Origin of the sequence: Allobosea sp. CRIB-10, from assembly GCF_900112185.1 — a bacterium.
GTDB lineage: Bacteria > Pseudomonadota > Alphaproteobacteria > Rhizobiales > Beijerinckiaceae > Allobosea.
Genome location: NZ_FOKP01000014.1, coordinates 24963 through 38888, shown reverse-complemented (window position 1 = coordinate 38888; position 13926 = coordinate 24963). Strand labels below are relative to the sequence as shown.

Genomic DNA, 13926 nt, shown 5'->3' with positions numbered 1-13926 from the left:
ATCAATTCTCCCGCAGCGACAGGTCGAGAGTCTGCCCCTGGCCCAGCTGGCTGCCGCGCAGGGTCAAAGCCACGCCGTCCTGCTGGCGCGAGATCGTCAGGGTCGCCGGCGGGTTCGGGCGGACGCTCTCGGCCGTCTCGTTGAACGCGAGCGTCAGGCGCTGGCCCTGCCGCTGGCCGGAGAGATTGGCCACCGTGCCGGTGCTCTCCCTGAACGTGCCGGCATAGCGGCCTGTCTTCGGATCGTGGCGCAGCTCGATCCGGATCGTCGCGCTGAAGATCGCGGCGGTGCTGCAGCTGCCATCGAGGCTGAGCCGCGCGCCCTCCTGGTCGCCATTGAACCGGCACTTCAGCGAGCGGCTGCTGCCGCCGGCATTCTGAAGCGTGCCATTGCCGCTGAAGCGGCCCTCCAGAGAGCTGAGGAAGCTCGCATCGCCGGCGGTCTCCTGCTCGGCGATGCCCGGCTGCGCCAGGGTCAGCAGCGCCGCCGCGGCGAACGCCTTAGCCATGCGATGTCCTGTCATGATCGTTCCTCCTGCCGGCTAAACGTCCCAGGAGGCGTTTTGATCAATGCGATCGGCCGGCGGGCACCTCGTCAGACAGCTTCCGGCTCGGCCTCGGTCGCATGTTTGCGCTCCACCGCCTCGCGATAGGCCGCGGTGAGCTGGTCGAGGACGGACTGGGCCGGACGCGGCGCGTCGAGATGGAGAAAGCGCAATTCGTCCATGAACTTGCTCCAGAGGGCAGGCCCGCCCTCGGCCAGAATTTCGGCGCGGATCGACATCTCCGGCGTCACCGGCAGGAAGCGCCGGCCCCAGTCGGCCATGGCGGCGAAGACCGGCACCAGCGCAATCCCCATCTCGGTCAGGCTGTAGATGCCCTTCTGCTTGTGGCTGGCATCGTCGCGGCGGGAGATCAGGCCGCTCTCGAGCAATCGCTTCAACCGGTCGGCGAGGATGTTTGAGGCGATGCCTTCGTCCGATTTCGCCAGCAGCTCGCGATAATGCCGGCGATTGCCGAACATCATGTCGCGCAGGACGATCAGGCTCCAGCGATCCCCGAGAATTTCGAGCGTCAGGTTGATCGGGCAGCCCGAGCGGCCGGTCTCTTTCATATGCGCCTCCAAAACCACTTGCATTCTACAAGCGGTTTCGCTAGAAGCCAACTGATTGCAAATCGCAAGCAGTTTCGACGGACGGGCAAACCGCCCGCAAGGAGGATGCGATGGCCAAGGTGATCGTCTGGAACCTCGTGACGCTGGACGGCTATTTCGAGGGCACGGAAAAATGGGATCTGTCGTTTCACAACGACGCCTGGGGTGAGGAGCTCGATTCGCTCAGCAAGGAGTTCGGCCAGCGCGCGCAGGTGCTGGTTTTCGGCCGCGTCACCCATGACGGCATGAAGGCGTATTGGACCTCGGCCAATGCCAACGAGGACAGCGAGGTCACGCGCTATATGAACGCGCTGCCCAAGCTGGTGGCCTCGCGCAGCGTTCAGAGCTCCGACTGGAACAACACCCGCGTCACCTCCGACATCGTCGGCGAGATCGCCAGGCTGCGGGCGGCGCCCGGCAAGGATGTCCTCGTCTTCGGCAGCGCCGAGCTGGTCGACACCTTGCTGAAGCAGAATCAGGTCGACGAGCTGATGCTGGCGGTCGTGCCGGTGCGGCTCGGCGCGGGTACGCTTTTCTTCAAGCCCGGCGGCGAACGCCGGAAGCTCGACCTGCTGGAAAGCCGGCCGCTCCAGAACGGCACGGTGATCCTGCGCTACGAACCCGGCAAGTGACGAGCCTGCGATGCGCTGCGGGGGATGGCGCGAACCTTCCGCAGCGTCGGCCTTCCGGACGTCTGTGATCTACTGCTTGAAGCCGATCAGGACGCCGTCGGCGCCGAGCGAGAGTTGCAGGCCACGGCGTTTCGTGGCGAGCCGCATGATCACGCCTTTGGCGTTGCGTAGCCAGAGGGTGCCGCGCCCCTGGTCGCCGATCGCCCAGCCCTCGCGGATCTGGAGATAGGCGCCGGTGAAATCCTCGACATTGCTCAGGCGGTAGACCGAGCCGGTCGCGGTCAGGCGCGAGGCGCCGATGCCGCCGATGCCGAGACCGCCGACGGTGATGTCGTAGTTGCGCTTGTTGAAGCGCAGCGTGCCGCCACCGATTGCGCCTGAGCCGATGAAGGCCACCTGCACCTGCCGGATGGAGACGGTTCCGCTCGGCTGGCCGGCAGGCCGCGATTGCGCGCCGGCCGGCGCGCTGATCAAGAGGCAGGCTAGTACCGAAGCAGCAATCCGGGTGATCATGGCCCGATCTCCTTCGCCTCGAGGCGAGGCTGATCGGATACTGCGCCGAATTGCTGCGCGTTCAAGCAGTCATTCAACTTGGGTCGCGACAGGTTTCCGGCGCAGGTAATCGTCCGTGTGCGATCGCCGGTTCAGCCCTTCCGCACCATCAGCACCGCCGCAAGGATCGCGACGCCGCCGAAGGCTTGGGCCGGCGAGGGCTGCTCGGCGAAGATCGCCCAGGCGGCGAGCACCGAGACCAAAGCCGGCCAGACCATGACCAGCGAGGCGGCGTTGGCGCCGTAATGGCCGAGCGCCAGCGTGATCAGGCCCTGGCCCATGGCGTGCGAGACCAGGCCGAGCGCGGCGACGGCGAGCCAGCCGGTCAGGCTCTGCGGCAGGATGGTCTCGCCGAGGCCGAGCGCAGCGACGATGCAGAAGATGGCGCAGATCGCGCTGGAGATCAGGCCGATACGGCCGGCGGCAGCGCGGTTGCGGGCACGGCGAACGGCAAGGATATAGGCGGCGTAGGAGAAGGCGGCGCCGATGGCGAGGCCGTCGCCGAACAGGCCTGCGCCCGACAGCGGCGTCTCCGCGCTGCCCGACAGCTTCGGCAGGACCAGCAGGCCGGCGCCGCCGATGGCGAGCAGCAGCGCGCCGAGGATACGCTTGGTCGGCTTCTCGCGGAACAGCAGCCAGCCGCCGAGGATGACGCCGACCGGCGAGAGATTGCCGAGGAGCGAGGCGTTGGCGATCGAGGTGAAGCCGAGCGAGGCGTTGTAAAGCACGACGTCGACACCGAAGGCGAGGCCGGCGAGCGCGATCGGCAGCATGGCGCCGGGCTTCACGCCGGCAGCGCTGTCACGGCGGTTCTCCAGCGCCATCCAGGCGGCGAGCACCGGCAACGCGAAGGCCATGCGCCAGAATCCGGCGGCGGCCGGGCCGACATCGGCGAAGCGCACGAAGATGCCGGAGAAGCCGATGCAGGTCGCGCCGAGCAGCAGCACCAGGAACATGCCGAGCGCCGGCACGGCGGGACGATCAGGCACGGAAAGGCTCGGGGCGGACATTGGATGGGCTTTCAGAGATGAATGTCACTGCCCTCATCCTGAGGAGCCGCGCAGCGGCGTCTCGAAGGATGCTCCAAGAGGCTCGGAAACCATCTGGAGCATCCTTCGAGATGCGATCTGCGATCGTTCCTCAGGATGAGGGCTGTTCTATTGCCCTAGATATAGGGTCCTTCCGGCAATCGGAAAAACGCATTATCCTGATTTATCTATTGGCCCTTCCGATGGATTGGTAATGTCGACTCATCTCGATCTCGACGCGCTCGCCATGCTCGTTGCCGTCGCCGAGACCGGCGGGTTCACCGCGGCCGGCCAAAAGCTCGGGCGCACGCAATCGGCCGTCTCGGGCCGCATCCAGGATCTGGAAGCCACGCTCGGCAAGCAGCTTCTCGAGCGCTCGCGCCGCGGCGTCACACCGACCGAGGCGGGCGAGCGCCTGTTGGCGCAGGCACGCCGCCTGCTCGCGATCGAGCGCGAGGCGCGTGCCGAGCTCGACGGCGACAAGGCGGTGGGCCGGCTACGCATCGGGCTGCCGGACGACTATGTCGATGCCTACCTGAGACCTTTGATCGTGCGCTTCGCCGAGGAGCATCCGCGCGTCGAGATCGAGGTTCACTGCGAACTCTCGAAGCGGATCGAGCCGGCGGTCGCGGCAGGCGAACTCGACCTCGCCGTGATCACCCAGGACCCCGGCCGGCCCAAGGGCGAGCGCCTCAGGCGCGAGCCGCTGGTCTGGGTCGCGGCGCGCGGCCATCGGCCGGAGCTGAGCGAGGTCCTGCCGCTCGGCCTGTTCAACGAGGGCTGCCGGGCGCGCCCGCGTATTCTGGGCGCGCTACAGGCGGCCGAGCGGCCGCACCGGCTGGTGTTCTCGTCCTCGCATATGGCCGGCCTGCTCTCGGCGGTCGAGGCGGGCCTCTGCGTCACCGCCATCACCGAGAGCGCGGCACCGGCGTCCTTGCGCCGGCTGGAGCCGTCCGAGAACCTGCCGTTGCTGTTCGAGCTCTCGGTCGCGCTGGTGATCGCGCCGCAGGCCGGAGTCGCGGCGCGCCATTTCGCTCAGGCCTTGCGCGAGGCGATGGCAGCGCCGCGACTGGCGGCGTAGACGCCTTACTCCGCCGCCTGCGGCTTCAGCACGCCGCGGCGGATCTGGTCTTCCTCGATCGACTCGAACAGAGCGCGGAAATTACCCTCGCCGAAGCCGTCATCGCCCTTGCGCTGGATGAACTCGAAGAAGATCGGGCCGACCACGGTGGCCGAGAAGATCTGCAGGAGCACCTTGCTCATCCGGCCGGCCTTCTCGCCGAGTGCGACCGCGCCCTCGCCGTCGATCAGGATGCCGTTGGCCTTCAGGCGGGCGACCGGCTCGCCATGGTTCGGCACGCGGCCGTCGACCTTCTCGTAATAGGTGTCGGGCGGCGAGGGCATGAAGGGCAGGCCGTTCTGCCGGAGCTGCTCGACGCTGGCATAGATGTCGCGCGAGCCGAGCGCGACATGCTGGATGCCCTCGCCCTTGTACTGGCGCAGATATTCCTCGATCTGGCTCTTGTCGTCGAGGGATTCATTGATCGGGATGCGGATCTTGCCGCAGGGCGAGGTCAGCGCCCGCGAGATCAGGCCGGTCAGCTTGCCCTCGATATTGAAGAAGCGGATCTCGCGGAAATTGAAGAGATCGCCATACCAGCCGGCCCAATGATCCATGCGGCCGCGCATGACGTTGTGGGTGAGGTGGTCGAGATAATACATCCCGGCCTGCTCGGGGTGCGGGTCCTTGTCGGCGAGCCATTCGAAGTCGACATCGTAGATCGAGCCCTTCTCGCCATAGCGATCGACGAAATAGAGCAGCGAGCCGCCGATGCCCTTCACGGCCGGGATCTGCAGCTCGCCGGGGCCGACCTTGCTCTCATAGGGCTCGGCACCGAGCGACACCGCGCGCTCGAACGCATGCTTGGCATCGACGACGCGGAAGGCCATGGCACAGGCGCAAGGGCCGTGCTCGGCGGCAAAACCCTGCGCGAAGGAGTCCGGCTCGGCGTTGACGATGAAGTTGACGTCGCCCTGGCGATAGAGCGTGACGTTCTTGGAACGGTGCTTCGCCACCTTGGTGAAACCCATGGTCTCGAACAGCGCACCGAGCTTCTCCGGCTCGGGATGGGCGTATTCGACGAATTCGAAGCCGTCAGTGCCCATCGGGTTGGCGCTGGAGATGGCCGGCGGGGCTGAATCGTGCGGGAACGGTCCCATATGCGTCCTCCTGAAATCGATCGTTAGCCAATCCTCGCGCATCCATCAGGCAAAAGCTTTGCAAAATCCCGAACTCTCGGATTGAATTTGCACGAAACGTGCACGTAAGCGCTGAAAGGCTCACGAAATGCCGCAGCTCGACGCTTTCGACTGGCGCCTGCTCGAAGCGCTGCAGCAGGATGCCTCGCTGACCAATGGCGCGCTCGCCGAGCGCGTCGGGCTCTCCGCCAGCCAGGTCTCGCGGCGGCGCCAGGCGCTGGAGGGCGCGGGGGTGATTCGCGGCTATCGCGCCCTGATCGATCCGGAGGCGATCGGGCTTTCCGTCACCGTCTTCATCCATGTCGCGCTCAACACTCATTCGCGCGACAATGCCCGGCGCTTCCGCGATCTGGTGAAGCTGACGCCCGCGGTGCTGGAGGCGCATGCGCTGACCGGCGAGGCCGACTACATGCTGAAGGTCGCGGTTGGCGACCTCAAGGAACTGGCGCGTCTCGTCAACGAAGTGCTGCTGCCGCATGAGAGCGTCGCGCGGGTGCGTTCGGAGATCGCTCTGGAGACATTGAAGGAGCCGGGACTTTTGCCCCTGACCATGGGGTGAGATTGCCCCTTCCGCCGATGCTGCAGCGCGCTATAACTCGATCATGGTCGTTCTCAACCGCATCTACACCCGCACCGGCGACGACGGCACCACGGCGCTCGCCACCGGCGCGCGCCGGCCGAAATTCGACCTGCGCGTATCCGCCTATGGCACGGTCGACGAGACCAATGCCTGCATCGGCCTGGCGCGGCTGCATTGCGCCGGCGAGGATCGCGAGCTCGACGCGATGCTCGGCCGCATCCAGAACGATCTCTTCGACCTCGGCGCCGAGCTCGCCTCGCCCGATACCGGCGAGAAGCCGGCATGGGAGCCGTTACGCATCGTGCAGGCGCAGGTCGACCGGCTCGAGGCCGAGATCGACCAGCTCAACCGGCCGCTCGGGACGCTGCGCTCCTTCGTGCTGCCGGGCGGCACGCCCGGCGCGGCGCAGCTGCATCTTGCCCGTACGGTCAGCCGCCGGGCCGAGCGGCTCATGGTCGAATTGTCGCAGGAGGAGGGCGAGAGCGTCGCCCAGCCGGCGCTGAAATTCATCAACCGGCTCTCGGATTTCCTCTTCGTCGCCTCGCGCCACCTCAATGCCAGGGCTGGGGGCGACGTGCTCTGGACGCCCGGCCAGAACCGCTAACCCCGATGTTCGTGCCGCTGCATGACGGCGTGCCGATGCGCTTCATCCGCGTCGCCTATGTCACCTATTTCCTGATCGCGCTCTGCATCGTGCTGCGCCTCGTGCTGATGCACTGGACCAGCGAAGCCAGCGAGATCGCGGTCATGGCCGGCTTCGGCACGATTCCGGCGGTGCTGTTCGGCGAGGCGCAATTGCCGCCGGAGCTGCTGAGGGCGCCGCCCTGGCTGACGCTGATGACCGGCATCGTGCTGCATGCCAGCTTCGCGCATCTGATCGGCAACATGCTGTTCCTCTTTGTCTTCGGCGACAATGTCGAGGATGCGATGGGGCATCTGCGCTTCCTCGTCTTCTTCCTGCTCTGCGGTGTTGCCGGGGCGCTGCTGCATGCTCTGATGAACCCCGAATCGGAGCAGCCGCTGATCGGCGCCTCTGGCGCGATCTCGGGCGTGATCGCCTCCTATCTGATGCTCTACCCGCGCGTGCGCGTCTGGGGGCTCGCCTTCAAGGCGATCCCGCTGCACATCCCGGCAATGTATGCGCTCGGCGCCTGGATCCTGTTCCAGCTGCTCTCGGCGCTGTTCGACCAGCAGGGCGCCGTCGGCTGGTGGGCGCATCTCGGCGGGCTCGGCGCCGGGGCGGCACTGACGCCGTTCCTGATCAGGCGCGAGCAGCGGCTGTTCGGGCGTGGCATGCGGGTGCTGCCGTGACTTTCATGACGTTGACAAGCGCAAATCCCCGTCGCTACGGTCCGTCCGCATTTCAGCCGGGTGCCGCGATGCCGGCCATCGCTTGGCCGGCGGACAGGCATCAGATCGCATCTCTCCCCAACCGGTGACGCTCTTATGAAGATACTTGTGCCAGTGAAGCGAGTGGTCGACTACAACGTGAAGATCCGCGTGAAGGGCGACGGTTCCGGGGTCGAGCTGGCCAATGTGAAGATGTCGATGAACCCGTTCGACGAGATCGCCGTCGAAGAGGCGCTGCGCCTGAAGGAAGCGGGCAAGGCCACCGAAGTGATCGTGGTCTCGGTCGGGCCGGCGCAGGCCGCCGAGACGATCCGCACCGGCCTCGCCATGGGCGCCGACCGCGGCATCCTGGTTAAGACCGACGCGGCGACCGAGCCGCTCGCCGTCGCCAAGCTCCTGGAGAAGATCGTCGAGCAGGAGACGCCCGAGCTCGTCATCCTCGGCAAGCAGGCGATCGACGACGATTGCAACCAGACCGGCCAGATGCTCGCCGCCTTGCTTGGCTGGCCGCAGGGAACCTTCGCCTCCAAGGTCGTGCTTGACGGCGGCTCGGCCGACGTCACCCGCGAGGTCGATGGCGGCCTGCAGACGGTTGCGCTCAAGCTGCCGGCGATCGTGACCACCGATCTTCGCCTGAACGAGCCGCGCTATGCCTCGCTGCCCAACATCATGAAGGCGAAGAAGAAGCCGCTCGACGAGACCACGCCGGAGACGCTCGGCGTCGATATCGCGCCGCGCCTCAAGGTGCTGAAGACGGCCGAGCCAGCCGGGCGCTCAGCCGGCGTCAAGGTGGCCAATGCCGCCGAACTCGTCTCCAAGCTCAAGACCGCCGGGGTGATCTGATGACCACGCTGCTGCTCGCCAAGCACGACAACAAGAGCCTCAACGAGGCCACCCGCAAGGCCCTGACCGCCGCCAAGGACCTTGGTGCGCCAGTGCATGTCCTGGTCGCCGGCCATGACGCCAAGGCCGTCGCCGAAGCCGCGGCCAGGCTCGACGGCGTCGAGAAGGTGCTGCTCGCCGACGACGCGTCCTATGAGCATCGCCTCGCCGAGCCGCTGGCGGCGCTGATCGTCTCGCTCGCGCCGAACTATGACGCGCTGGTCGCGCCCGGCACCACCACCGGCAAGAACGTGATGCCGCGCGTCGCCGCGCTGCTCGACGTGATGCAGGTCTCGGAGGTGACGAAGGTCGTCTCGGCCGATACCTTCGAGCGGCCGATCTATGCCGGCAACGCCATCCAGACCGTGCAGTCCACCGACGCCAAGAAGGTCATCACCGTGCGCGGCGCCTCGTTCGCGGCGGCAGGCGACGGCTCCGCCAGCGCCCCGATCGAGAGCGTCTCGGCGGCGGAAAACCCCGGCAGCTCGTCCTTCAAGGGCGAGGAGGTCGCCAAGTCCGACCGGCCGGAGCTGGCCTCGGCCAAGATCATCGTCTCGGGCGGGCGCGCGCTCGCCTCGGCCGAGAACTTCGCCAAGGTGATCGAGCCGGTGGCGGATCGCCTCGGCGCCGCCATGGGCGCCTCGCGCGCGGCGGTCGATGCCGGCTATGCCCCGAACGACTGGCAGGTCGGCCAGACCGGCAAGGTCGTGGCGCCCGAGCTCTATGTCGCGGTCGGCATCTCCGGCGCGATCCAGCACCTCGCCGGCATGAAGGATTCGAAGGTCATCGTCGCCATCAACAAGGACGAGGAGGCGCCGATCTTCCAGATCGCCGATTACGGCCTCGTCGGCGATCTCTTCACCATCCTGCCCGAGCTCGACAAAGAGCTCGAAAAAGCCGGCAAGTAAGCGGTAAAATCATCCGCGTCGCGGGCGGCCACGGGGCGCCCGCGCCAGCTCCCTCGGGGACAAGAAGCGTCACATGGATCACCAGATCAAGACCGTCGGCATCATCGGGGCCGGGCAGATGGGCAACGGCATCGCCCATGTCGCCTCGGTCGCGGGCTTCGACATCAGGCTGCACGATATCGCCGAAGACCGCATCAATGCGGCACTGGCGACCATCGACGGCAACATGGCCCGGCAGGTCGCCAAGGGCGCCATCGCCGACGCGGACCGCCGCACGGCGATGAGCCGCATCGTCTCGGCGCCGAAGCTGGAAGATCTGGGGCCGTGCGACCTCGTGATCGAGGCCGCGACCGAGAGCGAGGAGGTGAAGCGCAAGATCTTCACCGCCGTCTGCCCCCATCTGCGTCCCGACGCGATCCTGGCCTCGAACACCTCGTCGATCTCGATCACGCGGCTTGCCGCGGCGACCGATCGCCCGGAGCACTTCATCGGCATCCACTTCATGAACCCGGTGCCGCTGATGCAGCTCGTCGAGCTGATCCGCGGCATCGCCACGGACGACGGCACCTTCGAGCGCGCCAAGGATTTCGTTGCCTCGCTGCACAAGACGGCGTCGGTCTCCGAGGATTTCCCGGCCTTCATCGTCAACCGCATCCTGCTGCCGATGATCAACGAGGCCGTCTACACGCTCTATGAGGGCGTCGGCTCGGTCGAGGCGATCGACACGGCGATGCGGCTCGGCGCGAATCACCCGATGGGTCCGCTCCAGCTCGCCGATTTCATCGGGCTCGACACCTGCCTGTCGGTGATGCAGGTGCTGCATGACGGTCTCGCCGATTCGAAGTACCGGCCGTGCCCGCTGCTGGTGAAGTACGTCGAGGCCGGCTGGCTCGGCCGCAAGACCAAGCGCGGCTTCTACGATTATCGCGGCGAAAAGCCGATTCCGACGCGCTGACGCGGGCGGCGCGCCCGGAATTCAAGCCGGGCGCTTTATCCCCAACTCCCGCTCCGCCAGCCCAGCTCCGCGCGCCGCTATGCCCGCGGAGCATGACCATTCGCGCCGCAACATCGTCGCTTCACATTCCTGTCGCATCGCGCTTACATTGATGCGTCAGGATTCGTGCGAGCCCTAGAAGCGGAGGCGCGATACGGGTGACGGCGCATGTGATGCATCCGATGGCCTCGCCGGACGGTTGTCCGGCGCTGGTGCTCAACGCCGATTTCCGGCCGTTGAGCTACTATCCGCTCTCGTTGTGGAGCTGGCAGGACGCGATCAAGGCGGTCTTCATGGACCGGGTCAACATCGTCTCCGAATACGACACGGTGGTGCGCAGCCCGAGCTTCAACATGAAGCTCCCCTCGGTGGTTTCGCTCAAGACCTATATCAAGCCCTCGCGCACCCCGGCCTTCACCCGCTTCAACGTCTTCCTGCGCGACCGCTTCGCCTGCCAGTATTGCGGCACGCGCGACGAGCTGACCTTCGACCATGTCGTGCCGCGCTCCAAGGGCGGGCTCACCACCTGGGAGAACGTCGTTGCCGCCTGCTCGCCCTGCAATCTGATGAAGGGCGACAAGATGCCGGCCGCGGTCGGCATGATCCCGATGCAGAAGCCGTTCGCGCCGTCGATCAACGATCTGCACCGCAACGGCAAGCTGTTCCCGCCGAACTATCTGCATGAGAGCTGGCTCGACTATCTCTACTGGGATTCCGAGCTGGAGCCATAATCGCCTGCTGCTTCCGTTCGAGGCTGCTCAGGCGCGCCAGAAGGGCTGCGCAAGATAGCGTTCGAGGGTTTCCCGCGACAGGCCGAAATCCTCCAGCACCGCATCGGCTTCGCCGTGGAAGGCGGCGCGCAACCGGCAGCGCCAGAGCAGGCGTCGCAGCCAGAGCCGCGGCCCTGCCGTGAGCTCGATCTCGAACGATGGCTTCAGCAGGTCGGTGCTGGCGGTGCGACTTGCCGGCGCGATCTTGACAGCTCCGGGTCGCTCCACGACGACACGTGCGCCCAGCGATATGACTTGCGCAGATAAGGTCTCGCCCATTGAAGCCTCCCGGCGAACGACGCGATGCGATGACCGGTAACGGTGACGAGAGCACTGCGCACACGACGAATTCGAACATCGCTGTGCGTTTCGCGAACAGTGCTGCCGGAGAGCTTCGGTTGCCGCCGCTTTCCCCGCTGCCTGCCTTCGAAGCCACCGTGCGACTGGGGTCGATGACGCTCGCTGCCGAGGAGCTCGGTCGGACCCACAGCGCGATCAGCCGGCAGATCAAGGCGCTGGAGGAGGCTTTGGGCCTGCAGCTCCTCGATCGAGGCGCCGCGCCGCTGGGGCTGACTGCCGCGGGCAAGGCGCTCTATGCCACGACGCGTATGGCGTTCGAGGCGTTCGACAGCTGCATGGGGCAGCTCCGCCCCGCGCAGGGCGGCGAGATCGTGACGCTCGCCATCGGTTCGAGCCTGGCGACCCGCTGGCTGGTGCCGCGCCTGCCGCGCTTCTATGCGGCCCATCCGGAAGTCTCGATGAGGCTGACGATGGTGGGCGCCTCGATCTTCGAGGTCGAGGACTATGACATCGTCACCAGCTGGAACCGTCTCGGCTACAACCTGCCGGACGATCAGGTCTATCACGTGCTGGGCGATGTCGCGTTCGCGCTGGTATGTGCGCCGGGCTACCGCTTCCGCGTTGAGGCCGGGCGCCTCTCGGCCGAGACGCAGCTGATCGGCAACTTCCCGATCACCATCCAGCCGTCCTATCGGGATCACCCGCTCGTCGTGCCGATGGTGGCGCGGAGCCTGACCTTTCCCCATACGCATATGTGCATCGAGGCCGCCGTCGGCGGACTCGGCGTGACGCTGATCGAGACACGTCTGGCGCAGCCGGAGCTGGCCGACGGCCGGCTGATCGCGCCGCTCGGTGTCCTGACAATCAAGGATGGGCTGGTCGCCTTCCCGCATCCGCGCCGGGAGCCGAAGGCTGCGACGCGCAAGCTCCTGGCCTGGCTGAAGGCGGAAGCCGCGGCGGACTATCCGCAGACGGTTGTCGGCAACAACCTCTGAGCGCGTGCCAGCGAGGGCTGATCACGCCGGCAATTCGCCGGGCTTCCTGATCGTGTTCTTCAACCCCAGCAGGGCCGCAATCAAAAGCCCTAACGACGCCAGCGCGTTCCAGCCGGCGAGCGAAAGGCCGACGAAGCGCCAGGCGGCTTCCGTGCACGAGACGATGCGGGTCGTCTGCAGCTGTTTCATCAGGTCCTGGACGCCGGCTGCCGCAGGGGCAGGCGCGCCGCCGCAATCGTTCGGGCCGGCGAAGACCCCCCACTCCACGCCGGAATGGTAGACGCCGAGTCCGGTGCTCAAGGCCATCAAAAGGGCGAGGCCGATCAGCGCTGCGATCTGCAGCCAGCGCGAGCGGGCGAAGAGCAGGGCGAGCGTCGTCAGGCCGATCGCGGCGTAGTGCGGCGCGCGCTGCTCGAGGCAGAGCTTGCAGGGGCGCAAATGCAGGACCAGCTCGAAGAACCAGGCGCCGGCGATCAGAGCGAGGCTCGCCAGCCCGATCAGGGCGATCAGGCGGCGGGGATCGGCGAGGAGGCGCGACGGAAAGCCGGACATGGCGTAGCTCAGCAGGTGAACATCTGGCCCGAGCCTGTCAGCAGCTTGAGGCCGAAATAGAGCAGGATCAGGAGAGCGGCGCCGCCGAGCGCGATCAGCTTCAGCCGCTTCTCGATGAAGTGCCGGATCGTCTCGCCATAGCGGCGCAGCAGGAAGGCGAGGGCGAGAAAGCGGGCGCCGCGCGCCAGGATGCAGGACAGGACGAAGAAGCCGAGCCCGATATGGACGGCGCCGGCCAGGATGGTGACCACCTTGATCGGCGGCAGATGCGCCAGGCCCGAGGTGGTGAGCAGCAGCAGCGTGGTGTCGGGGCCGGCGCAGGCGCGCAATTGCTCGAAGGCGTCGAGCTTGCCGTAGAAGGCGAGAACCGGCCGTGCCAGCGCATCGAAGGCATAATAGCCGAGGGCGTAGCCGGCGATGCCGCCCAGCGTCGAGAAGACGGTCGCGATCAAAGCGAGGCGATAGGCCCGCTCCGGCTTGGCCAGCGCCATCGGCACGAACAGCACGTCGGCCGGGATCAGGAAGAAGGAGCTCTCGATGAAGGCGACCACGGCGAGCCAGGCCTGCGCACTGCGGCGGGCGGCAAGCGAGAGGGTCCAGAGGTAGAGGCGTTCGAACATCGTCGGCCCTTAGAGCATCGGACCGAAAAGTGGAAACCACTTTTCGGAGGCAATCCGATGCCTGACAAAGTGATAGATCGCCATTCTGCGTCCGAAAGGACGCACGGCGATCTAGCGGGCGCCGAGCCTTCCGTCCATGGCTCGGACGTCAGGAAAAGCTGTTCACGCGAGATTGACCGGCCCTTGCCGATCGCTATAGTCCGCCGGCCCGGAAGGGGCCCCTGTGGCGGAATTGGTAGACGCGCTCGACTCAAAATCGAGTTCCGCAAGGAGTGCTGGTTCGATCCCGGCCAGGGGCACCATTCTTCACGGCATCTTGCCGGCCGCTCGCTGCGTCGGGTCACCCGCCCTA

At 66.6% G+C, this 13926-nt stretch carries 18 protein-coding genes and 1 tRNA gene; 11 read left to right on the top strand and 8 right to left on the bottom strand.

Going from position 1 to position 13926, the window contains the following annotated elements; translation table 11 throughout:
- Nucleotide 1: 1 nt before the first annotated feature.
- Nucleotides 2-508, bottom strand: coding sequence for a hypothetical protein (locus BMZ69_RS17695; protein ID WP_092158950.1), 507 nt, complete (start codon nucleotides 506-508; stop codon nucleotides 2-4).
- 86 nt (nucleotides 509-594) lie between these two features.
- On the bottom strand, nucleotides 595-1113 hold the full coding sequence (locus BMZ69_RS17690) for a winged helix-turn-helix transcriptional regulator (RefSeq protein WP_092158948.1): 519 nt from the start codon (nucleotides 1111-1113) through the stop codon (nucleotides 595-597).
- A 110-nt stretch (nucleotides 1114-1223) separates the two neighbouring features.
- On the opposite strand from BMZ69_RS17690, the gene BMZ69_RS17685 reads away from it, so the two are divergent.
- Nucleotides 1224-1784 (top strand): dihydrofolate reductase family protein, encoded by a 561-nt coding sequence (locus BMZ69_RS17685; protein ID WP_092158946.1) that lies wholly within the window; start codon nucleotides 1224-1226, stop codon nucleotides 1782-1784.
- 69 nt (nucleotides 1785-1853) lie between these two features.
- Here the strand turns inward: BMZ69_RS17685 and BMZ69_RS17680 are convergent, their stop codons facing one another.
- The gene (locus tag BMZ69_RS17680; RefSeq protein ID WP_092158944.1) at nucleotides 1854-2297 is read right to left on the bottom strand and encodes a hypothetical protein; all 444 of its coding nucleotides are present in this window, start codon (nucleotides 2295-2297) and stop codon (nucleotides 1854-1856) included.
- A 131-nt stretch (nucleotides 2298-2428) separates the two neighbouring features.
- Nucleotides 2429-3325 (bottom strand): DMT family transporter, encoded by an 897-nt coding sequence (locus BMZ69_RS17675; protein ID WP_175506853.1) that lies wholly within the window; start codon nucleotides 3323-3325, stop codon nucleotides 2429-2431.
- Between the two features lie 253 nt (nucleotides 3326-3578).
- Between BMZ69_RS17675 and BMZ69_RS17670 the strand changes: the two genes are divergently transcribed.
- Entirely contained in the window at nucleotides 3579-4445 is an 867-nt protein-coding gene (locus BMZ69_RS17670; protein WP_092158940.1) for a LysR family transcriptional regulator, read from the top strand.
- 5 nt (nucleotides 4446-4450) lie between these two features.
- Here BMZ69_RS17670 and hppD read toward each other — a convergent pair whose 3' ends face one another.
- On the bottom strand, nucleotides 4451-5584 hold the full coding sequence (gene hppD / locus BMZ69_RS17665; RefSeq protein WP_092158938.1) for a 4-hydroxyphenylpyruvate dioxygenase: 1134 nt from the start codon (nucleotides 5582-5584) through the stop codon (nucleotides 4451-4453).
- Between the two features lie 127 nt (nucleotides 5585-5711).
- Between hppD and BMZ69_RS17660 the strand changes: the two genes are divergently transcribed.
- From BMZ69_RS17660 to BMZ69_RS17630, 7 genes are all read left to right on the top strand, one after another.
- Nucleotides 5712-6182 carry an Lrp/AsnC family transcriptional regulator gene (locus tag BMZ69_RS17660; protein WP_092158936.1) on the top strand — a complete coding sequence of 157 codons (471 nt, stop codon included), beginning with the start codon at nucleotides 5712-5714 and terminating at the stop codon, nucleotides 6180-6182.
- 43 nt (nucleotides 6183-6225) lie between these two features.
- A complete protein-coding gene (locus BMZ69_RS17655) occupies nucleotides 6226-6807 on the top strand; it encodes a cob(I)yrinic acid a,c-diamide adenosyltransferase (protein ID WP_092158934.1) in 582 nt (193 codons plus the stop codon).
- Nucleotides 6808-6812: 5 nt separating this feature from the next.
- Nucleotides 6813-7514, top strand: a complete 702-nt coding sequence (locus BMZ69_RS17650; protein WP_092158932.1) for a rhomboid family intramembrane serine protease — start codon at nucleotides 6813-6815, stop codon at nucleotides 7512-7514.
- Between the two features lie 135 nt (nucleotides 7515-7649).
- Entirely contained in the window at nucleotides 7650-8396 is a 747-nt protein-coding gene (locus BMZ69_RS17645) for an electron transfer flavoprotein subunit beta/FixA family protein (RefSeq protein ID WP_092158930.1), read from the top strand.
- A complete protein-coding gene (locus BMZ69_RS17640; RefSeq protein ID WP_092158928.1) occupies nucleotides 8396-9343 on the top strand; it encodes an electron transfer flavoprotein subunit alpha/FixB family protein in 948 nt (315 codons plus the stop codon). Before BMZ69_RS17645 ends, BMZ69_RS17640 begins: the two co-directional genes overlap by 1 nt.
- 73 nt (nucleotides 9344-9416) lie before the next feature.
- Complete coding sequence (locus BMZ69_RS17635; protein ID WP_092158926.1) at nucleotides 9417-10298, top strand: 3-hydroxybutyryl-CoA dehydrogenase; 882 nt, start codon at nucleotides 9417-9419, stop codon at nucleotides 10296-10298.
- A gap of 212 nt (nucleotides 10299-10510) precedes the next feature.
- Nucleotides 10511-11068, top strand: coding sequence for an HNH endonuclease (locus BMZ69_RS17630; RefSeq protein ID WP_092159140.1), 558 nt, complete (start codon nucleotides 10511-10513; stop codon nucleotides 11066-11068).
- Nucleotides 11069-11095: 27 nt separating this feature from the next.
- On the opposite strand, the gene BMZ69_RS17625 is transcribed toward BMZ69_RS17630, so the two are convergent.
- Nucleotides 11096-11386, bottom strand: a complete 291-nt coding sequence (locus tag BMZ69_RS17625; protein ID WP_092158924.1) for a hypothetical protein — start codon at nucleotides 11384-11386, stop codon at nucleotides 11096-11098.
- Nucleotides 11387-11505: 119 nt separating this feature from the next.
- Here BMZ69_RS17625 and BMZ69_RS17620 point away from each other — a divergent pair, with 119 nt between their 5' ends.
- Nucleotides 11506-12402, top strand: a complete 897-nt coding sequence (locus BMZ69_RS17620) for a LysR family transcriptional regulator (RefSeq protein ID WP_175506852.1) — start codon at nucleotides 11506-11508, stop codon at nucleotides 12400-12402.
- A 21-nt stretch (nucleotides 12403-12423) separates the two neighbouring features.
- Here the strand turns inward: BMZ69_RS17620 and BMZ69_RS17615 are convergent, their stop codons facing one another.
- On the bottom strand, nucleotides 12424-12954 hold the full coding sequence (locus BMZ69_RS17615) for a disulfide bond formation protein B (protein ID WP_092158920.1): 531 nt from the start codon (nucleotides 12952-12954) through the stop codon (nucleotides 12424-12426).
- An 8-nt stretch (nucleotides 12955-12962) separates the two neighbouring features.
- Nucleotides 12963-13574: a YqaA family protein gene (locus tag BMZ69_RS17610; RefSeq protein WP_092158918.1), complete on the bottom strand. Its 612-nt coding sequence runs from the start codon at nucleotides 13572-13574 to the stop codon at nucleotides 12963-12965.
- A gap of 217 nt (nucleotides 13575-13791) precedes the next feature.
- Here BMZ69_RS17610 and BMZ69_RS17605 point away from each other — a divergent pair.
- Nucleotides 13792-13876, top strand: a tRNA-Leu gene (locus BMZ69_RS17605).
- Nucleotides 13877-13926: the final 50 nt, after the last annotated feature.